At 67.9% G+C, this 22,153-nt stretch carries 22 protein-coding genes; 13 read left to right on the top strand and 9 right to left on the bottom strand.

Annotated elements, in window-relative coordinates; all coding sequences use genetic code 11:
- Positions 1–92 precede the first annotated feature (92 nt).
- Complete coding sequence (pth, locus tag KZC51_RS14635; RefSeq protein ID WP_247630767.1) at positions 93–674, top strand: aminoacyl-tRNA hydrolase; 582 nt, start codon at positions 93–95, stop codon at positions 672–674.
- A gap of 25 nt (positions 675–699) precedes the next feature.
- Here the strand turns inward: pth and KZC51_RS14630 are convergent, their stop codons facing one another.
- A complete protein-coding gene (locus tag KZC51_RS14630) occupies positions 700–1,341 on the bottom strand; it encodes a hypothetical protein (protein WP_247630766.1) in 642 nt (213 codons plus the stop codon).
- Between the two features lie 19 nt (positions 1,342–1,360).
- On the bottom strand, positions 1,361–2,365 hold the full coding sequence (gene trpS / locus KZC51_RS14625; RefSeq protein ID WP_308194307.1) for a tryptophan--tRNA ligase: 1,005 nt from the start codon (positions 2,363–2,365) through the stop codon (positions 1,361–1,363).
- Between the two features lie 72 nt (positions 2,366–2,437).
- Here trpS and KZC51_RS14620 point away from each other — a divergent pair, with 72 nt between their 5' ends.
- From KZC51_RS14620 to KZC51_RS14610, 3 genes are read left to right on the top strand one after another with little or no spacing between them, the layout of a single operon-like run.
- Positions 2,438–3,091: an SRPBCC family protein gene (locus tag KZC51_RS14620; RefSeq protein WP_247630765.1), complete on the top strand. Its 654-nt coding sequence runs from the start codon at positions 2,438–2,440 to the stop codon at positions 3,089–3,091.
- Complete coding sequence (locus KZC51_RS14615; protein ID WP_247630764.1) at positions 3,088–3,774, top strand: DUF4166 domain-containing protein; 687 nt, start codon at positions 3,088–3,090, stop codon at positions 3,772–3,774. Before KZC51_RS14620 ends, KZC51_RS14615 begins: the two co-directional genes overlap by 4 nt.
- A complete protein-coding gene (locus KZC51_RS14610; RefSeq protein ID WP_247630763.1) occupies positions 3,771–4,424 on the top strand; it encodes a DUF4166 domain-containing protein in 654 nt (217 codons plus the stop codon). The genes KZC51_RS14615 and KZC51_RS14610 overlap by 4 nt, the downstream gene beginning before the upstream one ends.
- A gap of 5 nt (positions 4,425–4,429) precedes the next feature.
- Here KZC51_RS14610 and KZC51_RS14605 read toward each other — a convergent pair whose 3' ends face one another.
- From KZC51_RS14605 to KZC51_RS14575, 7 genes are all read right to left on the bottom strand, one after another.
- Positions 4,430–5,269: an exodeoxyribonuclease III gene (locus KZC51_RS14605; RefSeq protein WP_247630762.1), complete on the bottom strand. Its 840-nt coding sequence runs from the start codon at positions 5,267–5,269 to the stop codon at positions 4,430–4,432.
- A gap of 10 nt (positions 5,270–5,279) precedes the next feature.
- Positions 5,280–6,524: a YihY/virulence factor BrkB family protein gene (locus KZC51_RS14600; protein ID WP_247630761.1), complete on the bottom strand. Its 1,245-nt coding sequence runs from the start codon at positions 6,522–6,524 to the stop codon at positions 5,280–5,282.
- 49 nt (positions 6,525–6,573) lie between these two features.
- Positions 6,574–7,341, bottom strand: a complete 768-nt coding sequence (locus KZC51_RS14595) for a succinate dehydrogenase iron-sulfur subunit (protein WP_141871286.1) — start codon at positions 7,339–7,341, stop codon at positions 6,574–6,576.
- A gap of 2 nt (positions 7,342–7,343) precedes the next feature.
- Positions 7,344–9,170, bottom strand: a complete 1,827-nt coding sequence (gene sdhA, locus KZC51_RS14590) for a succinate dehydrogenase flavoprotein subunit (RefSeq protein ID WP_247630760.1) — start codon at positions 9,168–9,170, stop codon at positions 7,344–7,346.
- A gap of 20 nt (positions 9,171–9,190) precedes the next feature.
- Positions 9,191–9,634 (bottom strand): succinate dehydrogenase hydrophobic membrane anchor subunit, encoded by a 444-nt coding sequence (locus KZC51_RS14585; RefSeq protein WP_247630759.1) that lies wholly within the window; start codon positions 9,632–9,634, stop codon positions 9,191–9,193.
- A complete protein-coding gene (gene sdhC / locus KZC51_RS14580; protein WP_308194306.1) occupies positions 9,634–10,068 on the bottom strand; it encodes a succinate dehydrogenase, cytochrome b556 subunit in 435 nt (144 codons plus the stop codon). The genes KZC51_RS14585 and sdhC overlap by 1 nt, the downstream gene beginning before the upstream one ends.
- A gap of 168 nt (positions 10,069–10,236) precedes the next feature.
- Complete coding sequence (locus KZC51_RS14575; RefSeq protein ID WP_247630758.1) at positions 10,237–11,499, bottom strand: FG-GAP-like repeat-containing protein; 1,263 nt, start codon at positions 11,497–11,499, stop codon at positions 10,237–10,239.
- 56 nt (positions 11,500–11,555) lie between these two features.
- Here KZC51_RS14575 and KZC51_RS14570 point away from each other — a divergent pair, with 56 nt between their 5' ends.
- The 9 genes from KZC51_RS14570 (at position 11,556) to KZC51_RS14530 (ending at position 22,134) form a co-directional block, all read left to right on the top strand.
- Entirely contained in the window at positions 11,556–12,671 is a 1,116-nt protein-coding gene (locus tag KZC51_RS14570; RefSeq protein ID WP_247630757.1) for a mannose-1-phosphate guanylyltransferase, read from the top strand.
- Between the two features lie 148 nt (positions 12,672–12,819).
- Positions 12,820–13,932 carry a BMP family lipoprotein gene (locus tag KZC51_RS14565; protein WP_247630756.1) on the top strand — a complete coding sequence of 371 codons (1,113 nt, stop codon included), beginning with the start codon at positions 12,820–12,822 and terminating at the stop codon, positions 13,930–13,932.
- Positions 13,933–14,041: 109 nt separating this feature from the next.
- Complete coding sequence (locus tag KZC51_RS14560; RefSeq protein ID WP_247630755.1) at positions 14,042–15,556, top strand: ABC transporter ATP-binding protein; 1,515 nt, start codon at positions 14,042–14,044, stop codon at positions 15,554–15,556.
- Positions 15,553–16,872 carry an ABC transporter permease gene (locus tag KZC51_RS14555; RefSeq protein ID WP_247630754.1) on the top strand — a complete coding sequence of 440 codons (1,320 nt, stop codon included), beginning with the start codon at positions 15,553–15,555 and terminating at the stop codon, positions 16,870–16,872. Before KZC51_RS14560 ends, KZC51_RS14555 begins: the two co-directional genes overlap by 4 nt.
- A complete protein-coding gene (locus tag KZC51_RS14550; RefSeq protein ID WP_372491808.1) occupies positions 16,872–18,155 on the top strand; it encodes an ABC transporter permease in 1,284 nt (427 codons plus the stop codon). The genes KZC51_RS14555 and KZC51_RS14550 overlap by 1 nt, the downstream gene beginning before the upstream one ends.
- Positions 18,156–18,181: 26 nt before the next feature.
- The gene (locus tag KZC51_RS14545) at positions 18,182–18,580 is read left to right on the top strand and encodes a cytidine deaminase (protein ID WP_247630752.1); all 399 of its coding nucleotides are present in this window, start codon (positions 18,182–18,184) and stop codon (positions 18,578–18,580) included.
- Positions 18,577–19,869, top strand: a complete 1,293-nt coding sequence (locus KZC51_RS14540; RefSeq protein ID WP_247630751.1) for a thymidine phosphorylase — start codon at positions 18,577–18,579, stop codon at positions 19,867–19,869. Before KZC51_RS14545 ends, KZC51_RS14540 begins: the two co-directional genes overlap by 4 nt.
- 41 nt (positions 19,870–19,910) lie before the next feature.
- The gene (locus tag KZC51_RS14535; RefSeq protein WP_247630750.1) at positions 19,911–21,026 is read left to right on the top strand and encodes an adenosine deaminase; all 1,116 of its coding nucleotides are present in this window, start codon (positions 19,911–19,913) and stop codon (positions 21,024–21,026) included.
- Positions 21,027–21,066: 40 nt separating this feature from the next.
- Positions 21,067–22,134: a polysaccharide deacetylase family protein gene (locus tag KZC51_RS14530; RefSeq protein ID WP_247630749.1), complete on the top strand. Its 1,068-nt coding sequence runs from the start codon at positions 21,067–21,069 to the stop codon at positions 22,132–22,134.
- Positions 22,135–22,153: the final 19 nt, after the last annotated feature.

Below are 22,153 nucleotides of genomic sequence, written 5' to 3'. Positions count from 1 at the left end.
TCACCGTAGAGGGGACGCGATCCGATCGCGTCCCCTCTGTCGTATCCTGACCGGGTCGCTCAGGCGGCCCGGACCGAGAGGACGAGAACAACATGACATCGACCTGGCTCGTGGTCGGACTCGGCAACCCCGGGCCGCGGTATGAGGCGACGCGTCACAACATCGGCCAGATGGTCGTGGATGAGCTCGCGGCGCGCCGCAGCGAGAGCTTTCGAGAGCACAAGGGTGGCGCGCGAGTCGTTGAGACGTGGTTGCGGCCCGGCGCTGACAAGCTGGTGCTGGCTAAGCCCAACACCTTCATGAACGTCTCCGGCACTCCCGTCGCCGCCCTCGCGCGGTTCTACTCCGTGCCGCCGGAGCAGATCGTGGTCGTGCACGACGAACTCGACATCCCCTTCGACACTGTCAAGCTCAAGATCGGCGGAGGTCATGGCGGTCACAACGGCGTGCGCGACGTCGCGCGGGCCATCGCCACCCCGGACTTCCCGCGCGTGCGCGTCGGCATCGGGCGACCTGTCGGGCGCCAGGATCCTGCGGACTGGGTGCTCTCGCCGTTCAGCAAGGACGAGCGAGCGAACCTGCCGATCCTGGTCGACGATGCCGCGGATGCGGTCGAGCTCCTCGTCGCCGAGGGACTGGTCGCCGCACAGCAGAAGCACCACGCGCCGCGCTGAGCGCGCCCCGTGGTGCTTCTGGTGGTCAGCTGTAGAGCCCGGCAGCTCCGGCTGCACCACCGAGCGTGAGCGCCACCAGGACCACCAGGAAGAAGATCACCGGGCCGACGGCGGAGATGATCAGCGCCGCGATGCCCTGTCCGCGACCCTGCCTGCGCACGATCGCGAGGATGCCGACGACGATCGCCGCGATGCCGAGGATGGTACCGGTCCAGAACGACAGCTCAGCCCATAGCACCTGATCGCGCGCGGGGGAGAGCCACGCCAGAGAATCGAAGTCGTCGACGCGGGAGGCGGCCTCCGGGATGCGGCGGCCGATCTCATACGAGGCGACGCCGACGACGATGGGTGTGACCACGGCAGCGACCAGCGAGAAGAGGAGCGCGAGAACGCCGAGCAGCCCTGACCTGCGCGGAGCGGTATCCGGCACGGCGTAGCCGCCAGCCGGTTGCGCATAGCCTCCCACAGGCACCTGGTAGGCGCCGGGCGGAGCCGAGTATGCCGTCGGCGGGGCCGCGTACTCCGCAGCAGGAGTTGCCGAGTACGCGGGGCCGGTCGGCGGTGCAGGGTACGGCGGCGCGACCGGAGGCGGCGGAACCGCGCCGGAAGGCGCAGGGGGAACAGGAGGAACGGCGCCGGACGGCGGGGGCAGCTGCGGATCGGTCACGACCCCATCCTAGGGGCGCTCAGACGCGACGCAGCAGGCCGACCCGGTCGTAGACGTCGGACAGCGTCGCATCGGCGACGGCATCCGCCTTCGCGGCGTTCTCCGCGAGGATGCGATCGAGCTCCGCGGGGTCGTCCAGCAGCTCCAGCGCGCGCGCACGCACGGGCGCGAACTCGTTCACCACGACCTCGGCGAGACCCTTCTTGAAGTCTCCGTACCCGCGGCCCGCATACTCGTTCTCGATCGACGAGACCTGCTGACCGGTGAGGGCCGCGTAGATCGTGAGCAGGTTGGAGACGCCGGGCTTGTTCTCCCGGTCGAAGCGCACGGAACCCTCGTTGTCGGTCACGGCCCGCATGATCTTCTTCGCGGACTTCGCGGGATCGTCGAGCATCCAGATCACGCCGGCATCGCTCTCTGCGGACTTCGACATCTTCGACGTCGGGTTCTGCAGGTCGTAGATCCGCGCCGTCTCCTTCTGGATGACGGGCATCGGCACCGTGAACGTCTCACCGAAGCGGGAGTTGAACCGCTCGGCGAGCGTGCGCGTCAGCTCGACGTGCTGCTTCTGGTCGTCGCCGACGGGCACCACATCGGTCTGGTAGAGCAGGATGTCAGCCGCCATCAGCACCGGGTAGGTGAAGAGACCGACGCTGGTGCCGTCCTGCCCGTAGCGAGAGGACTTGTCCTTGAACTGTGTCATCCGGCCGGCCTCGCCGAAGCCCGTGATCGTGCTGAGGATCCACGCCAGCTCGGCGTGTGCTCGCACGTGCGACTGCACGTACAGCGTCGACAGCGACGGCTCGATCCCCGCGGCGATGTACTGCGCGGCGGTGCGTCGCGTCTTCTCGCGCAGCACGGACGGGTCCTGCGCGACCGTGAGGGCGTGCAGATCGACCACCGAGAAGTAGGCATCGTAGGAGCTCTGCAGGTCTCGCCACTGCAGGAGCGCGCCGATGTAGTTGCCGATCTGGAGAGAGTCGGCGGAGGGCTGCATTCCGGAGTAGAGGCGAGGTCTGGTCACGACGTCAATCCTATGGTCATCCACGCGGCCGCTCCTCATCGAGGCGACGACTCGGTCGTCTAGGCTGACGGGATGTCGGCTCCGTCCCGCCACGAAAGCCCCGCACCCGCTCGCCGGGATCGCGCGCTGTACGTGGAGATCCTCATCCGGGCGCCGCTGGAGACCGTCTGGCGCCTCACGCAGGATCCTGACTCACACGTGCGCTGGGACGCGCGCTTCACCGCGATCCGGCCCCTGCACCGACGGCCGGACGGCGCTCAGGAGTTCGATTACGAGCTCGATCTGCGCGTGCACACGATCCGCGGCACCGGAGTCTCGCTCGGTACGCGCGAGAGCCCGCGGGGAGAGCGCACCTCGGCGCTCGTGTTCGACTCCGCTGACCGGCTGTCGCCGTTGCAGGCCGGCCGCGGCTACTGGCGCTACATCCCGGCCGACGGCGGCGTGCGCTTCATCACCGGATACGACTACACGCCGGGGTGGGGTCGGCTCGGCCGGATCCTCGACCGGATGGTGATCCGGAGGTTCGTGTGGTGGCTCACCGCGCGCAGCTTCGATCGACTCCGGATGTGGGCGGAGGACGACATCGATCCGGAACGCCTCAGTGGGTGGCGTTCGTTGCGCCGCAGAGGGCCGCGGGCACGTCGCTGCCGTTCGCGCCCGCCCCACCGGAGGGAGCGCACGATCATGCAGGACGCCCCGGATTCTCTCGAGGTGATCAGCTCATGAGCGCCAGCGACAGTGTGTTCGCACGCGCACTCGGGGCGGACTTCGCGCGCCTGCATCCGCAACTGCAGCGGCGCTTCGGCGTCGGCGTCGCCGCGGGCTATGGCTGCGTGGGGCGCGGAGTGATGTCCGAGGTGCGGCGTGGCCCGTGGTGGACGCTGCCGTTCCTCGCGATCGGCACGATGCGCAACATCATGTTCCCTGAACGCGGCACCGACATTCCCTTCCAGATCGACAACCACGCCTACATCGACAGTCTCGGACGTGAGACCGTGACGTTCGTGCGCACCATGAGTGTGCGTCCCGGTCGCCGCCGCCGCTTCGATGCGACCATGATCTACAGCGAGGAGCGGGGGCGGATCATCGACTACCTCGGCACGCATCAGCATCTCGCGGTCGACCTGGACCTCGCGGTGACCGATGACGGCGGTCTGCGCCTGACCTCGGGAGCGCAGCGCTTCTACGAAGGCCCGATCGCCTTCCGCTTCCCGATGCTGTTCAGCGGGCGGGCGCACCTGACCGAGCGCTTCGACGACGAGCGTGGATGCTTCGTGATCGACCTCGAAGTGCGCAACGACCTGCTCGGCTTCCTGTTCGGGTATCGCGGTGCTTTCGAGTGCGAGTTCCCGACCGATGGAGCAGTACCGGCGACCGTCAAGCCGTACCGCGAGGAGGCGCGCGAGTGACGGCCAGGGGAGAGGTGTTCCTTCGCGCCCTGGGCGCGGATGCGGAGCGCCTGCATCCGCAGATCCTGGCGCAGATGCGCGCTGTCGCCCCAGAGGAGGACCGTGCCGAAGGGGTGTTCGAGGTCGCCGGCAGCCGTCTCGGGCGTTTGTCCGCGCTCGGGCGTCCGTTCGTGGGGCCGCGGATGCTCGTTACCCGTCTCGGACGCGACGTGCCGTTCACGCTGACCGTGCGCTGCGGTGCGACCGTGTCGGGGCAGGCGACGCTCGATACGACGAGGGAGTTCCGCTTCCCCGGTTCGACGCAGTACATCACCGACCGATTGACCACGACCCCGCGGGCCGGCATCGTGCACAATGTCCTGGGCGCGCGCGGCCGCGTCGAGATGCTCGAGCACTGCAGCGTCACCGACGAGGGTGCCCTGCGGATGCGCACCCGCCGTGTCGCCCTGCGCTTCGCCGGACGACGGATCCCGCTCGGCGGGATCTTCGGCGTCGATGTCGACCTCGAAGACGGGTGGGACGAGGACCGCCGTCGCCGCACCATCAGGATGCGTGCCACGAACCCTCTGTTCGGCACTGTCCTCGAATACCGGGGGTGGTACCGGTACCTCGACCAGGGCGACGGCCTCGGCCGCGCTCGCGGTCGCTAGGAGCCTCAGTAGGTGTAGTCGACGACCACCGGAGCGTGATCGCTCCACCGCTGGTCGTAGGCCGCGGCGCGCGCGACATGGTAGGCGGTGGCGCGCTCCGCAAGTGCCGGCGTCGCCAAGTGGTAGTCGATCCGCCATCCGGAATCGTTGTCGAACGCCTGGCCGCGCATGGACCACCACGTGTACGGGCCCTCGACCTCACCGTGGAAGCGACGCCCCACGTCGACCCAGCCCAGGCCCGTGCCCACCGAGCCGTCGACCCCGGTGACCTCGGTGCCGGCTGCGCCGAGGAAACGGTCGAAGTACGCGCGCTCGCGGGGCAGGAAACCAGCCTTCTTGCGGTTTCCTCGCCAGTTCTTGATGTCGAGCTCGCGGTGACCGACGTTCAGGTCGCCCGTGACGAGCGCGAGCGCGTCGTCGGCGCCGAGCTCGGCGAGGCGTGGTCCGAACGCGTCGAGGAACTTCCACTTCTCGTCTTGCTTCGGAGTGTCGGCCTCGCCGGAGTGCACATAGGCGCTGACGACGGTGAGCGGACGATCGCCGATCAGGAAGTCGGCCTCGATCCAGCGCCCCCTCGAATCGAAGTCGGCGTCGCCGAAGTCGGTGCGCGACGCGAGCGCCGGCACCCGGCTCGCGATCGCGACGCCGGCGCGGCCCTTGGCTGTGGCTTCGTCATGCACGAACGTCCATCCGGGGAGGGCGGCTTCCAGGTGCTCGTCCTGCCCGCGGACCTCCTGCAGCGTCAGGATGTCGACATCGGCGTGATCGAGCCATCCGCTCATCCCGTTGCGGGCCGCCGCCCGGATTCCGTTGACATTGACCGAGGCGATACGCAGATGAGGCATGGGGACAAGCCTAACGAGGGCCGCCGACATCACGAGCGCCCTTGGCGTCCCTCGCCCCGTTGCCGTCCCTCGCGCCGCGATTCAGCTCGGAGAGGAGCCGCTGCGCGAGCGGCGTGGCCGTGTCGGCCGGCGGAGGCGGGGACGCCTCCAGATCGGCGAGCTCCGCCTCCGCCGCGCGCAGAGACCGACCTGCCGCCCAAGCGCGATGCCACGGGGCGGTGTCGCGGACGGTCTGGGCCTCTCGCACCCGGATGCGCGCTGCGGTCAGGAGTGCCTGGTACTCCACCAGGCGCCGCTCCGCCTCGGTCTGATGCAGCAGCGGGACGTCACGGTCGTGTGCAGCGACGGCGATCCAGGAGGACGCGACGAGCATCACGACGCCGTTGATCCGGAACCACAGCAGCAGACCGATGAAGATCGCGAAGGTGGCGAGCAGCGGGTTGGAGGGAGTGTAGCTCAGCAGGAAACCCGCACCGAACTGGAGGACCGTCATCGCGCCGCCGCCGAGGAGCGCGCCGGGCCAGATGATGCGCCACCGCAGCGAGGTGCCGGTGAGGAAACGCACCATCGCAGCGAGGGCGCAGGACAGCAATGCGAACGAGACCAGGACGGTGCCGATGCGGATGCTGGTGTTCAGGCCGTCCGACCCCGAATCCCACCCCAGTTGCGAGAGCACCCAGCTCAGCACCGCAGCGCTCGCTGAGCTGAGCAGCGAACCGACGATCAGCGCGACACCGAAGATCAGCGCCGCCAGCAGGTCGCGTGCCTTCAACAGCAGGTAGCTGCGCCGGTCGGGAGGAAGACCGAAGATGTCCCTGGTCGCGCGTCGTGAGAAGGTCACCCATCCGATCGCCGTCCAGATCACGGTGCCGAGGGCGATCGAGCCGGTGATGCTCAGGAGGCTCGTCGTGCCTGCGGCGATCTTCCGCACCTGATCAGGTGTGACCAGTCCGCCCTCGGGAACGATCAGATTGGGGATGTAGTTGTTGATCATCTCGATCAGGCCGTTGACTGCCGCTTCGCTGCCACCGAGCCACAGACCTGCGATCGCGAAGGCGAGGTAGATCGCGGCGAAGATCGCGAACAGCGCCTGGTAGCTGACGCCGGCAGCCAGCAGGAATCCGTTGTGCTGCAGGAAGTGGCGCCAGACTCGGACAGGGAACAGGCCCAGCGTCCGTTGGGTCAGTGCCGTGGCGCGCTCGACCGCGACATCGAGGCGACCGGCTTCGGGCGCGGCGCCACCGGAATCAGACACGCCTCCACCCTATCCAAGGGCGGAGGCGTGTCGAACAGCGCGAGAGCGGTCAGCGCCGGCCGCGCAGGACCGCCTGCTTGACCTCGGCGATCGCCTTGGTGACCTCGATGCCACGCGGGCAGGCCTCGGAGCAGTTGAAGGTCGTGCGGCAGCGCCAGACGCCTTCCTTGTCGTTGAGGATGTCGAGGCGCACGGCGGCGTTGTCGTCGCGCGAGTCGAAGATGAAGCGGTGCGCATTCACGATCGCGGCCGGACCGAAGTACTGTCCGTCGGTCCAGAACACGGGGCACGACGAGGTGCACGCGGCGCACAGGATGCACTTGGTGGTGTCGTCGAAGATCTCACGGTCGGCGATCGTCTGCACGCGCTCCTTGCCCTTCTCCGGCACGGAGTTCGCGACGAGGAACGGCTGGACCTCGCGATAGGAGGCGAAGAACGGCTCCATGTCCACGACGAGGTCCTTTTCGAGAGGCAGGCCCTTGATCGCCTCGACGTAGATCGGCTTGGAGATGTCGAGGTCCTTGATCAGCGTCTTGCAGGCGAGGCGGTTGCGGCCGTTGATGCGCATCGCATCCGAGCCGCAGATGCCATGTGCACAGGAGCGGCGGAAGGTCAGCGAGCCGTCGACCTCCCACTTGATCTTGTGCAGCGCGTCGAGCACGCGGTCAGTGGAGTACAGCTCCACGTCGTAGTCGACCCAGTGCGGCTCGGCGTCGACCTCGGGGTCGAACCGGCGGATGTTGAAGGTCACGATGAAGGACTGGATCGCGGCCTCTTGGGTCGTGTCGGCAGGTGCTTCTGCGATGGCGGTGGACATGCTCAGTACTTCCTCTCCATCGGCGGGTAGTTCAATTCGCCCTGCTCATTCTTGGTGAACACGACCGGCTTCCAGTCGAGCTTGATGTGATCGCTCGGCGTGGAGGAGTGCGGGTCACCGGTCAGGTAGGCCATGGTGTGCTTCATGTACTTCTCGTCGTCGCGCTTCGGGAAGTCGTCGCGCATGTGTCCGCCGCGGCTCTCCTCGCGGTTCTGCGCGGCGTAGACGACGACCTCGGCGATGTCGAGGAGGAAGCCCAGCTCGACGGCTTCGAGCAGATCGGTGTTGAACCGCTGGCCCTTGTCGTCGACGTGGACGTTCTTGTAGCGCTCACGCAGTTCGGCGATCACGCCGAGCACGTGCTGGAGGGAGTCGTGCGTGCGGAAGACCTGCGCGCCCTTGTCCATCTCGTCCTGCAGGGTCTTGCGGAGCACGGCGATGCGCTCGGTGCCCTGGTTGTTGCGCAGGCCCTCGAGCATGCCCGACACGAATCCCGCCGGGTTCTCGGGGAGCGGCACGAACTCGGCGGTCTTGACGTACTCGACGGCGTTGCGGCCGGCGCGCTTGCCGAAGACGTTGATGTCGAGGAGCGAGTTGGTGCCGAGGCGGTTGGCGCCGTGCACCGAGACGCAGGCGCATTCGCCGGCGGCGTAGAGGCCGGGGACCACGGTGGTGTTGTCCGCGAGCACCTCGCCGTCGTTGTTGGTCGGAATGCCGCCCATGGCGTAGTGGGCGGTGGGCATCACGGGCACGGGCTCGACGACCGGGTCGACGCCCAGGTACGTGCGGGCGAACTCCGTGATGTCGGGCAGCTTGGTCTCGAGGACCTCGGCGCCCAGGTGCGTGCAGTCCAGCAGCACGTAGTCCTTGTGGGGACCGGCGCCACGGCCGTCGAGGACCTCCTGCACCATGCAGCGGGCGACGATGTCACGCGGGGCGAGGTCCTTGATGGTCGGGGCGTAGCGCTCCATGAAGCGCTCGCCCGAGGCGTTGCGCAGGATCGCGCCCTCGCCTCGCGCGCCCTCGGTGAGGAGGATGCCGAGACCGGCGAGGCCCGTCGGGTGGAACTGGAAGAACTCCAGGTCCTCGAGGGGGAGTCCCTTGCGCCACACGATGCCGACGCCGTCGCCGGTGAGGGTGTGCGCGTTGGAGGTCGTCTTGAAGATCTTGCCGAAACCGCCGGTCGCGAAGATCACGGCCTTGGCCTGGAAGACGTGCAGCTCGCCGGTTGCGAGGTCGTAGGCGACGACGCCCGAGACCTGGGTCTTGCCGTCGGCGTCCTTCACGGTCAGCAGGTCGAGCACGTAGAACTCGTTGAAGAAGTTGATGCCGAGCTTGACGCAGTTCTGGAACAGCGTCTGCAGGATCATGTGGCCGGTGCGGTCTGCGGCATAGCAGGCACGGCGGACCGGGGTCTTGCCATGCTCGGCCGTGTGCCCGCCGAAGCGACGCTGGTCGATCTTTCCCTCGGGGGTGCGGTTGAAGGGGAGGCCCATGTTCTCGAGGTCGATGACCGCGTCGATGGCCTCCTTCGCAAGGATCTCCGCCGCGTCCTGGTCGACGAGGTAGTCGCCGCCCTTCACCGTGTCGAAGGTGTGCCACTCCCAGGAGTCCTCCTCGACGTTCGCGAGCGCCGCCGCCATGCCGCCCTGCGCCGCACCCGTGTGAGAGCGCGTGGGGTAGAGCTTGGAGATCACGGCGGTCTTCGCGCCGGGGCCCGCTTCGATCGCGGCGCGCATGCCGGCGCCACCGGCACCCACGATCACGATGTCGAACTGGTGATAGTGCACGCCGTCACGGACGACGGAATCCTGCGCCTCAGTAGTCACTTTTTCGTACGCCTTCTCTATCAGTTAGCCACGGCCTGGCAGGTGTCCCACAGGCTGCTCGACTCGGTCACTCCGAGGCACGGGTCGAAGGTGAACACCACGAGGGTGCCGAGCAGGATCAGGAGGCCGGCGGCGAGGCCGAGCGCCCAGACCAGCGCCTTACGCGCCTTCTCGGTGGTGACGTAGTCGTTCACGATGGTGCGCATGCCATTGGCGCCGTGGATCAGTGCGAGCCACAGCATGAGCACGTCCCACCACTGCCAGAACGGGGTGGCGAACTTGCCTGCGATGAAGGCGAAGTCGAGGGCGTGGATGCCCTCGCCGACCATCAGGTTGATGAAGAGGTGGCCGAAGATCAGCACGACGAGCACGATGCCCGAGACGCGCATGAAGATCCAGCCCCACTTCTCGACGTTGAATCCGCGCTGACGGCGGACGGGAGCGACGACGGTCTGCGCGGTCATCAGTGACCCCCTCCGAATCCGGCGAACGCGAGCATGAGGTGGCGGGGGACGAACCCGGCCATGATGACGAGCCACACCGCGAGGACGCCCCAGAAGAGCTGACGCTGGTACTTGGCACCCTTCGACCAGAAGTCGACCGCGATGATGCGCAGGCCGTTCATGGCGTGGAAGACGATGCCGGCGACGAGCACGACCTCGCCGAGCGCCATGACCGGGTTCTTGTACGTGCCGATGACGGCGTTGTACGCCTCAGGCGAGACCCTGATCAGTGCCGTGTCGAGCACATGCACCAAGAGGAAGAAGAAGATGGCGACTCCGGTGATGCGATGAAGAACCCACGACCACATGCCTTCGCGACCCCGGTAGAGGGTGCCGCGGGGGGTCTTGGACGTGGTTTCCGAAATCGACGGTGTCAAGCGAGCGCTTGTGGACACGGTCGTCCTCCCTGGATCGATGAGCGTCGGTCGCGTGCGCTGCGCTCGTCCAAGAGTGATCCTGTCGAAAGTCAGGCATGCCCGATCGTCAACCATCCTATTCCTGTCAGATGACGAGGAGCGACGAAGGGGAACCTAACTCGCGGGCGGAGGTCGTCTGGGCGCGGATCAGCCGATCTGTCGCATGATGTTCCATCCGCCCCCGATGGTCCGCTTGGCGAGGAAGCCGCCTCTGCCGTTGCCGCCATAGAGATAGAGGGTTCCGTCTGCGCCGCGCGCGACGATGTCCTGTGTGCCGTTGCCGTCGAGGTCTCCTGCGCCGAAGAGCGCGGTCATGGATCTCCACCCGGTACCGATGCGTATCGCCTTGCCCCATGTGCCCTTGCCGGTGGTGGGGTAGAGCCACAGCGTGCCGTCCGCCTTGCGGGCGACGATGTCGCCGCGCGCGTCGCCGTTGAAGTCGCCCGCGTAGAACACGGCCGTCATCGACTGCCAACCTCTGCCGATCGTGGTGTTCCCGGCGATGAATCCGCCCCGCCCGTTGCCGCGATACAGGGCGAGCTCTCCATTCGGGCGACGCGCGATGATGTCGGTGGAGCGGTCGCCGTTGAAGTCGATCCCGCCGATCAGCTGCGTGAACCCTCCCCAGCCCTTGCCGATCTGCGTCGGCGCGCGGAACCCGCCGGAGCCGTTGCCTGCGTAGAGCATGAGGCGCCCGTCCGCCTCGGTGCGCGCGATGTCGGGGATGCCGTCACCGGTGAAGTCGCCGAGGGTCGTGAACGGCCGGTCGCCCCAGCCGGAGAGTGCCACGCCGGGCGCCCGGAAGCTGCCGACGCCGGTTCCCGGATAGACCATGAGGTCGCCCGTGGACGATCGCGCCAGCACGTCGGCGAATCGATCGGATGTGAGATCGCCCGCTCCGGCGGGGAACGACTTGCGCGGTGTGCCGATGCCGAAGATCTGCACCCAGTACGTGCGGTAGCAGGTGCCGGTCGCGTAGCCGACACCGAGTCCGGTGTACCTCTTGTCGAGGATGTTCGCCTTGTGCCCGGGGGAGTTCATCCAGCTCGTCATGACCTCGGTGGCGTTCGCCTGCCCGGCGGCGATGTTCTCGCCGGTCGCGATCCATCCGGACGCCGCCACCCGTGCGCTCCGCCACGTCGAGGAGCTGTGCGCGAACGTGCAGGACGAAGCCAGATGCCGAGCCCACTCCGCCGCGGCCGCGTCGAGTGCCGGATCGGAGACGAGCGCCGGCAGACCGGCCTGGTATCTCTGGGCATTGGTCTGAGCGAACACGTCTCCGGCCGGACCGCCCGCCGCGGACGCAGTCGTCGGTGTCAACGCAGAGGCGATCAGGACCAGCGTGAGGGCGAGTGCGACAGTGGTGGGGCGCCGCGCAGCGGAGAGGCGACCATGGGGGGAGTGGCGCATGGCATAGACCATAGCGTCAGCCGGGCGGCTGTGGAGTGCCCGGGTACGCTGGCAGCATGACCGAGCCGATTCAGGATTTCTACGCCGTGATCCCCGCGGGCGGCATCGGCAGCAGGCTCTGGCCACTGTCCCGCGCCGACGCTCCGAAGTTCCTCCACGACCTCACCGGATCGGGACACTCCCTGCTGCGCGACACCTGGGACCGGCTGGCGCCGCTGACCAGCCCCGACCGGATCGCCGTCGTCACGGGCCGCGCGCACCGCGCCGCCGTCGAAGCCGAGCTGCCCGGCATCGACGATGTGAACGTCTTCCTCGAGTCCGAGCCGCGCGAGTCCGCCGCCGCGATCGGGCTCGCAGCTGCGATCCTGCATCGTCGAGACCCCGATGTGATCATCGGCTCGTTCAGCGCCGACCATGTCATCCGCGGCAGGCAGGTGTTCGAATGGGCCGTCCAGCAGGCCGTGCAGGTCGCGCGCGAGGGTTACATCTGCACGATCGGCATCCCGCCGACCGAGCCGTCCGTCGGCTTCGGCTACATCCGCAAGGCCGGGGAGCTGGTCGTCGATGGTGCTCCCGAGGCTGCTCTGGTCGAGCGCTTCGTCGAGAAACCGGATCTCGAGACGGCGAAGGAGTACGTCGCCGACCGCAGCTATCTGTGGAACGCCGGCATGTTCATCGCAAGGGCGGGCGTGCTCCTCGACGAGCTGGCGGCCAACGAGCCGGAGCTGCACGCAGGGCTGTCGGAGCTCGCCGAGGCCTGGGATGATCGCGATCGCCGCGGGCCGGCGGTCGACCGCATCTGGCCGAAGCTGAAGAAGATCGCGATCGACTACGCCGTGGCGGAGCCTGCAGCGGAGCGTGGGCGTCTGGCCGTCATCCCCGGCCACTTCGACTGGGATGACGTCGGCGACTTCGCCTCGCTCACCAAGCTCATCACTCACGGACGCAAGAACGACCTCGCCGTGCTGGGGCCGAATGCCCGCGTCCTCTCGGATGCCGCCAGTGGAATCCTGGTGAGCCAGACCAACCGGGTGATCAGCCTGGTCGGCGTGCAGGACATCGTGGTGGTGGACACCCCCGACGCGCTGCTGGTCACCACCGTCCAGCATGCGCAGCGGGTGAAGGGCGTCGTGGAGTCCCTCAAGCTGACCGGTCAGGGCGACGTGCTCTGATGAGCAGGAGGTCGCGCTCATCGGCTGGGTTGATTTCAGCTTGGTAACCATTCCTTCGCACACGGGCCGCCGGTGTACGAAAACGCTGAAACACTGGGTAACTTTGATCGATCCGCGAGGGCCGCGGTTTCGTTGAGGGAGGCATGAGTTGACCATCTCCACCACCAAGAAGCTGCTCGGCGCGACAATCGCCGCGGGCGTCGTCTTCGCACTCGCCGGCTGTGGCCAGGCGCCGACCGACAAGCCTGCAGGCTCCGAGAAGCCAGTCGACTCCGACTTCCTTCCCTGCCTCGTCTCCGACGCCGGCGGATGGAACGACAAGTCGTTCAACCAGTCCGCCAAGGAGGGCATGGACAGCGCCGCCAAGGAGTTGGACATCAAGCCGCTCGAGTTCGAGTCCGCGAACGACAACGACTACGCGCCGAACCTCGAGACCGCTGTGTCCGAGGGCTGCTCGCTGATCGTCTCGGTCGGCTTCAAGCTGTCCGCCGCGACCGTCGAGTCTGCACTGGCGAACCCCGAGATCGACTACGCGATCATCGATGACTGGGCCGACAACGACTTCGATGGCAACGTCGACGCCCCCAACGTCAAGCCCCTCGTCTTCGACACGGCGCAGGCCGCCTACCTCGGTGGCTACGCTGCCGCAGCGTGGTCCGCGCAGAGCGGTGTGAACAAGGTCGGCACCTTCGGCGGAATGCAGATCCCGTCCGTCGCCGTCTTCATGGACGGCTACCAGCTCGGCGTCGAGAAGTACAACGAGGACAAGTCGGCATCCGTCGAGGTCTTCGGCTGGGATGCCGCGACGCAGAAGGGCTCCTTCACCGGTGGCTTCGACGCGAACGACACCGCCAAGCAGACCGCTCAGGGCGTGCTCGACCAGGGCGTCGACGTCATCCTCCCGGTCGGTGGACCGGTCTACCAGAGTGCAGCTGCGGCGATCGCCGACAGCGGCAAGGACACCCTGATGCTCGGCGTCGACAGCGACCTCGCCGTCGCAGACCCGAGCGTGGCCGACGTCACGCTCGTCTCGATCATGAAGGCGATCGATGTGGCCGTGCACGACGCGACGGTCTCGGCCGCTGCCGGCGAGTTCGACCCGGCCCCGTACATCGGCACGCTCGAGAACGAGGGCGTGAAGCTCTCCGGCTTCGGCAGCTTCGAGTCGCAGCTGCCCGACGGGCTGCTCGACGAGATCGCCGAACTGCAGAAGCAGATCATCGCCGGCGACATCACGGTGGAGTCGAAGAACTCGCCGTGAGCTGACGCAGGTCCAAGCGCGGGGCGAGTGGTGAGCAATTCTGCCACTCGCCCCGTGCCGTGGACGGACGATGATCCTCCTGGATGACTCTTCTGGATAAGGTGCAGATATGAAGCTCGAACTTCGCGGCATCACCAAGCGATTCGGTAGCCTCGTGGCCAACGACCATATCGATCTGGTGGTCGAGCCGGGGGAGATCCATGCGCTCCTCGGCGAGAACGGCGCGGGCAAGTCCACGCTGATGAACGTCCTCTACGGCCTGTATCAGGCCGACGAGGGTGAGATCCTCCTCGACGACGAGGTGCAGCACTTCCGCGGTCCCGGTGACGCGATGGCTGCGGGGATCGGCATGGTCCACCAGCACTTCATGCTCGTCCCGGTGTTCACCGTGGCCGAGAACGTCATGCTCGGTCACGAGCAGACCAAGGCGCTCGGCACGCTCGACATCGCAAAGGCGCGAGAGCACGTGCGGTCGGTGGCCGCCCGCTTCGGGTTCGATATCGACCCTGACGCGCTCGTGGGCGACCTCCCCGTCGGGGTCCAGCAGCGCGTCGAGATCATCAAGGCGCTGTCGCGCGACGCCAAGGTCCTCGTGTTCGACGAGCCGACTGCCGTGCTCACCCCGCAGGAGACGGATGAGCTGATGGCGATCATGCGCCAGCTGCGCGACGAGGGCACCGCGATCGTCTTCATCACCCACAAGCTCCGCGAGGTCCGCGAGGTCGCAGACAAGATCACCATCATCCGCCTCGGCCGCGTCGTCGGCGAGGCGTCGCCGACCGCCACCAACGCCGAACTCGCGTCGCTCATGGTCGGCAGGGCCGTCGAGCTCACCGTGCACAAGGACGCACCGCGCATCGGCGAGGGCGGCCTCGAGGTGAAGGACCTGCGTGTGCTCACGTCCGCCGGCGCGATCGTCGTCGACGGCATCGACTTCTCCGTGCGACCGGGCGAGGTGCTCGCCATCGCGGGCGTGCAGGGAAACGGACAGACCGAGCTCGTCGAGGCCATCGTCGGCCTCGCGGCGCGCGTCGAGGGATCGATCGTCCTCGACGGCAAGGAGCTCGTCGGCAAGAGCGTACGGTCCATCCTCGACGCCGGAGTCGGGTTCGTCCCGGAGGACCGCACGGAGGACGGACTGGTCGCCGGGTTCTCGGTGGCCGAGAACCTCATCCTCGACCGTTCCGACGACCCCGCCTTCAGCCGTGCGGGCACGCTGCGCCGATCCGCGCTCGAGGAGTTCGCGCGTGAGCGGATCCGGGAGTACGACATCCGCACCCAGGGACCGCACACGCCCGCAGGAACGCTCTCCGGCGGAAACCAGCAGAAGGTCGTGATCGCGCGCGAGATGAGCCGCGAGCTGCGGCTGCTGGTCGCCGCGCAGCCGACACGTGGCGTGGATGTCGGCTCGATCGAGTTCATCCACAAGCGGATCATCGAGACGCGCGACTCCGGCATCCCGGTCATCGTCGTGTCCACAGAACTCGACGAGGTCGCCGCTCTCGCGGATCGGATCGCGGTCATGTACCGCGGGGCGATCGTCGGCATCGTGCCCGGCGACACGCCCAGAGAGACACTCGGACTGATGATGGCCGGAGCGGCCGAAGGGGAGGTGGCCGCGTGAGCGGAGCGACACCCGGCGCGGGAGACGTGACCAAGGGGCTGCCGCCCGAGCAGCTCTCCACGAGCACCGGCACGGTTCCCCGTGACCCGGCCGATGTGCCGCCGCCTCCGCGCGGCAACGTGGTCCTGAAGGAGATGCTTCGCGGGAACGCCGTCACGACCGTCCTCGCGATCGTGCTGGCACTGATCGTGGGCGGCGTGCTCATCGCGCTGACGAACGAGGACGTGCAGGCCGCATCGGGCTACTTCTTCGCCCAGCCGGGTGACACGTTCGTCGCGGCGTGGAACGCGGTGTACAACGGCTACGAGGCGCTGTTCCGCGGCGCGATCTTCAACGCCCGCGGTGCGGACTTCGCGGCGCAGATCCGCCCGCTCACCAACACCCTCGGCTTCGCCGCACCGCTGATCGCTGCCGGTCTCGGCGTCGCGCTGGCGTTCCGCGTCGGCCTGTTCAACATCGGTGCCCGCGGTCAGATGCTCATCGGTGTCGCGGTCGCGGCCCTTCTGACGTTCTCGCTCGACCTGCCGATCTGGCTGCACATCCCGGTGACGCTGATCGCCGGCATCGCGGGTGGTGCGCTCTGGGGCGCGATCGCCGGACTCATCAAGGCGCGCACCGGCGCGCACGAGGTGATCCTGACGATCATGCTCAACTACATCGCGTACTACCTGCTGCTGTGGATGATCCGCACCCCCGGCCTGCTGCAGAAGCCGGGCACGAACCAGGCGCTCGGCTCGCCCACACCGGAGAGCGCGCAGTTCCCGACGCTCCTGGGGCCGCAGTTCCCGCTGCTCGACTTCGGTTTCGTGGTCGTCATCGTGGCGACGCTCTTCGTCTGGTGGCTCATCGAGCGCTCGGCGCTCGGCATGCGCATGCGTGCCGTGGGCGAGAACCCGCACGCGGCCCGCGCCGCCGGCATCAGCGTGCAGCGCATCTACGTCTACGCGATGCTGTTCGCCGGAGGCCTGGCAGGTCTCGCCGGCATGAACCAGCTCCAGGGCGCGGTCACGACGGGTGTCACCGAGACGATCGATGCCGGCATCGGCTTCGACGCGATCACGGTCGCGCTCCTCGGACGCAGTCGTGCGTGGGGCACCTTTGCCGCCGGCATCCTGTTCGGTGCACTCAAGGCGGGCTCGTTCTCGATGCAGGCGCAGGACATCCCGGTCGACATCGTGCTCGTGGTGCAGTCCCTCGTGGTGCTGTTCATCGCGGCGCCGCCGCTGCTGCGCACGGTGTTCTTCCTCCCGAAGACCGATATCGAGAAGGCTGCCAGGCTCAGAGCCAAGGCCGCGAAGAAGGCGGTGGCGGCATGATGTCCCTCGTGCAGACCCAGGCCGCTGACGGCACGGTGCAGCTCGCAACCGTGAAGCAGCGGCACCTCAAGGCGCCGATCGTGCTGGCGGGTGCCACCGTGCTCCTCGCCCTGCTGTTCCTGTTCGTGCCGCGTGACGGCATCAGCACCTTCCGGCTCTCCGACCAGTCGTCGGCGCTCGCGCTGCCCGACGTCGCACTGCCCACGGCCTCCACGTTCTGGGTGGTGCTCGGCATCCTGGTGGTGCTCACGGTCGGAGCGTTCCTCCGCGCGTGGACCTATCGCAAGCCGTCGCTGTGGCTGGTCGTCGCCTACGGCGTCCTCGCTGTCTTCGCCTTCCTGGTGTGGGCGGCCGCCGGCGGCCTCGTGCCTGTCACGAGTCTTCTGTTCGGTGCGGTGTCGCTGTCGGTGCCTCTGGTGTTCGGTGCGCTCGGCGGTGTCATCGGCGAGCGGGCCGGCGTCGTGAACGTCGCGATCGAGGGGCAGCTGCTTCTCGGAGCGTTCTCGGCCGCGCTGCTTTCCAGCATCACCGGGAACCCGTTCGTCGGTCTGGTCGGCGCAGTGATCGGCGGTGTGCTGGTGGCCAGCGTGCTCGCCGCGTTCGCGATCAAGTACCTCGTCGAGCAGGTCATCGTCGGTGTCGTGCTGAACGTGCTCGTCACCGGTCTCACCGGCTTCCTCTACGGTGCGCTGCTCGCGCCGAACGAGGCGGCGCTGAACACTCCCGTGCGCTTCCCCCGGGTGGAGATCCCGCTGCTGAGCGATATCCCGATCATCGGACCCGTGCTCTTCAACCAGACGTTCATCGGCTACCTGATGTTCATCACGGTCGCTGTCGTGGCGTGGGGCCTGTATCGCACCCGGTGGGGCCTGCGACTGCGCGCCGTCGGTGAGCACCCGCAGGCGGCCGACACCGTGGGCATCAAGGTGAACCCGACCCGGTTCTGGAACGTGCTCCTGGCCGGTGCGATCGCCGGTATGGGTGGGGCGTACTTCACGCTCGTCTCCGTGCCGCAGTTCGGCAAGGACATGACTGCCGGCCTCGGATTCATCGCCCTCGCCGCGGTGATCTTCGGTCGCTGGGACCCGATCCGGGCGACGCTCGCGGCCCTGCTGTTCGGGTTCGCGACCAACCTCCAGAACCTGCTCTCGATCCTGAAGACGCCGATCCCCGGCGAGTTCATGCTCATGCTGCCGTACGTCGTGACGTTGCTCGCGGTCGCCGGGTTCGCCGGACAGATCAAGGCACCTGCCGCCGACGGCAAGCCGTACATCAAGTCCTAGGGACATCGAGAAGAGAGAACGATCGCATGACTGACATCGACTGGGACGAACTCCGTCAGGTCGCGACCGAGGCGATGGCCAAGGCGTACGCGCCCTACTCTCGGTACAAGGTCGGAGCCGCCGCCCTCGTCGGTGACGGCCGCATCGTGGCCGGTTGCAACGTCGAGAACGCCTCCTACGGGGTGACGCTGTGCGCCGAGTGCGCCCTCGTCGGCGACCTGCACATGTCGGGCGGGGGACAGCTCGTCGCCTTCGTGTGCGTCAACAACGACGGACAGACGATCATGCCGTGCGGCCGCTGCCGTCAACTGCTCTACGAACACGCGATGCCCGGGATGCTGCTGGAGACCGTCTCCGGCATCCGGACCATCGATGAAGTACTGCCGGACGCGTTCGGCCCCCGAGACCTGGAGGACGCCAGATGAGCGTTGAGCCCTACGACGCGGTGGACGTCATCCGCTCCAAGCGCGATGGCGGCGTCGTCGCCGAGCCCGCCCTGCGGTGGATGGTCGACGCCTACACGCGCGGTTACGTCTCGGATGCGCAGATGGCCTCGTTCGCGATGGCGATCTTCCAGCGCGGGATGGAGCGGGATGAGATCCGCGTGCTCACCGACGCGATGATCGCCTCGGGGGAGCGGATGAGCTTCGCCTCCCTCGGCAAGAAGACCGTCGACAAGCACTCCACCGGCGGTGTCGGCGACAAGATCACCCTTCCGCTCGCCCCTCTCGTCGCCGTGTTCGGCGTCGCAGTGCCGCAGCTCTCCGGACGCGGTCTCGGCCACACGGGCGGCACGCTCGACAAGCTCGAGTCGATCCCCGGCTGGCGCGCGGCGCTCAGCAACGAGGAGATGTTCGCGCAGATGCAGAGCGACGTGGGTGCCGTGATCTGCGCGGCGGGCTCCGGCCTCGCCCCCGCCGACAAGAAGCTCTACGCACTGCGTGACGTCACCGGCACCGTGGAGGCGATCCCGCTGATCGCCTCCAGTATCATGTCGAAGAAGATCGCCGAAGGCACCGACGCCCTGGTGCTCGACGTCAAGTTCGGCTCCGGAGCTTTCATGCAGGACATCGACCGTGCGCGCGAGCTGGCGCGCACCATGGTCGCCCTCGGCACGGACTCCGGCGTCGCCACGACGGCCCTGCTGACCGACATGAACGTGCCGCTGGGACGCGCGATCGGCAACGCGAACGAGGTGCGCGAATCGGTCGAGATCCTCGCCGGCGGTGGCCCCTCCGATGTGCGCGAGCTGACAGTCGCGCTCGCGCGAGAGATGCTCGCGCTCGCCGGGCAGCCGGACGCCGACGTGGAGGCCGCGCTCGATGACGGTCGGGCCATGGACGGATGGAAGGCGATGATCCGCGCGCAGGACGGCGACCCCGACGCGGCGCTCCCGACGGCGCGCGAGACCCATGTCGTCACTGCGCCGTCCGACGGCGTGGTCTCGCGGCTCGACGCGCTCCCGTTCGGCGTCGCCGCCTGGCGTCTCGGTGCCGGGCGCGCCCGCGCCGAGGACCCGGTGATCTTCGAGGCGGGCATCGACCTGCACGCGAAGCCGGGCGACCGCGTCGTCGCCGGTCAGCCGCTGTTCACCCTGTCAGCGGCCGATGACGCGCGCTTCCCGCGTGCGCTCGACGCACTCGAGGGGGCGTGGGAGATCGGTGCGGACGCACCGGCGGCCGGTCCGATCGTGCGCGAGCGCATCACGGCCTAGGCTGAGGCTGCCGATCCTGCACCACTTCTGAGAGGACCACCATGTCGATCGATCCGAACGGCGACGTCACGATCCAGGGCGTGTCCCTGCGGGGCCTGCCGAAGGTGTCGCTGCACGACCACCTCGACGGCGCCCTGCGACCGGCGACGATCCTCGAGCTCGCGGATGCGGAGGGGCTGGCGGTTCCCGCCAAGGATGCAGCCGCGCTCGGGCGCTGGTTCACGAGCCAGAGCGACTCCGGCTCCCTGGTCGACTACCTCAAGACGTTCGACGTCGCGATCGGGGTGATGCAGACGACCGAGGGGCTGACCCGCGTCGCCCGCGAGTTCGTGCAGGATCTGGCTGCCGACGGCGTGATCTACGGCGAGGTCCGCTGGGCTCCGGAGCAGCACGTCACGCGCGGTCTGACCCTCGAGCAGACGGTCGCGGCCGTGCAGCAGGGCATCGAGGAGGGCGAGGAAGCCGCAGACCGTGACGGTCACAGCATCCGCGTCGGTCAGCTGATCACCGCCATGCGCCAGACCGACCGCGCGCGTGAGATCGCCGAGCTCGCTGTCTCCTTCCGAGGCCGCGGCGTCGTGGGCTTCGACATCGCCGGGCCGGAGGACGGATTCCCGCCGTCGAACCACCGTGCGGCCTTCGACTATCTCGCCGAGAACTTCTTCCCCGTGACCGTCCATGCCGGCGAAGCAGCGGGCCTCGCGTCCATCCGCTCGGCGCTCATCGACGGGCGCGCGCTGCGCCTGGGACACGGCGTGCGGATCGCCGAGGACCTGCAGGTCGTCACCGAGGAGGGCGACGAGGTGCAGGTGCAGTTCGGCGATCTCGCTCGCTGGGTGCGCGATCGCGAGATCCCGCTCGAGCTCTCGCCCTCGTCGAACCTGCAGACCGGCGCGGTCGCTGCCTGGGGCAAGACTCTGGCCGACCATCCCTTCGATCTGCTCTACCAGCTCGGCTTCTCGGTCACCGTGAATGTCGACAACCGCACCATGAGCGGCACCTCTCTGACGCGCGAACTCGCACTGCTCGTCGACGCCTTCGAGTACGACCTCGATGACCTCGAGGCGTTCCAGTTCAATGCGGCGTCGGCCGCCTTCCTCCCGGTCGAGGAGCGGGAAGAGCTCGTGGAGATGATCGCCGAGGGCTTCGCGGACTGACCCCGAGATGCCTCGGGGGAGAAGGCGGCGCACCGGCGTCGTGATCGGCATCAGCGCCGCCGTCGTGCTGCTCGGGGCCGGAGCGGCGGGGTTCGCCTGGATGAATAGAGCACCGGCGGATCCGATGCCGCGGATCGTGGCGCAGCCGTTCGAGCGGGTGCTGACTCCGGCGCAGCAGCTGGTCTTCGACGCCGACGACCCTCGGGCGTGCGCGGCGTCGTTCTCGGGCGACGGCATCACCGAGCAGCCGATGCTGCAGTGGCAGAACGCGCTGTATCAGGGGCTCCCGATCCCCGCCCGGGACGGGCTGGTCTTCGCGGGATGGTATCCGACGGCGGAGAGCGCGGCTGCCGCGGACCCGGCCGTCCGTGTGAACGGCGCCGACCCGGTCGTGTGCGTGGATCAGCAGGTCGAGCTCTTCGGCGCATGGAAGACCCCCGACGAGAACCTCGCCGAGGGGACCGAGGTCCCGATCCTGATGTACCACCAGTTCACCGCGAACCCGGATGGCGAGAAGGGGTGGCTGCGCGGCAACTACGCCTACATCGGGGACTTCGAGGCGCAGATGGAGCACATCGCCACGACCGGCTTCTATCTGCCGACCTGGGATGAGCTCAGTGCTTTCATCGACGGACGTCTCTTCCTGCCGGCTCGTTCGGTGATCATCACGGATGACGACGCGGATCAGACCTGGTTCGACCTGGCCGCGCCGGTCGTGGAGAAGCACAAGCTGCTGGCGACCTCGTTCATGATCACCGCCTACCGCCAGGATCCGCCGCCGTCCATCTTCGTGCTGCGTCGCTCCCACACGCATGACATGCACCAGGCAGGCGACAACGGGAAGGGGCGAATGGTCAACTGGACGGCCGAGCAGATCGCCGAGGATCTGAACCAGTCGGGGGATGCTCTCGGCGTGCGCGAGGTCATGGCCTATCCCTTCGGGCACTTCAACGACATCGCCAAGCAGGGCGTCGCTCTGGCCGGGTTCGAGATGGCGCGCACGATCGAGCCGGGGTACGTCGGCATCGGCGCGGACAAGCTTGCGCTCCCGGTGGTGCGCATCGATTACGGCATGGGTCTGGACGCGCTGATCTCCCGCATCGGGTGAGAGTCGCGGACGCGGCAGG

This window comes from Microbacterium croceum (assembly GCF_023091245.1).
GTDB classification, from domain to species: domain Bacteria; phylum Actinomycetota; class Actinomycetes; order Actinomycetales; family Microbacteriaceae; genus Microbacterium; species Microbacterium croceum.
The sequence above is the reverse complement of the archived record's forward strand: the minus strand, read 5'-3'. Positions and strand labels throughout refer to the sequence as shown.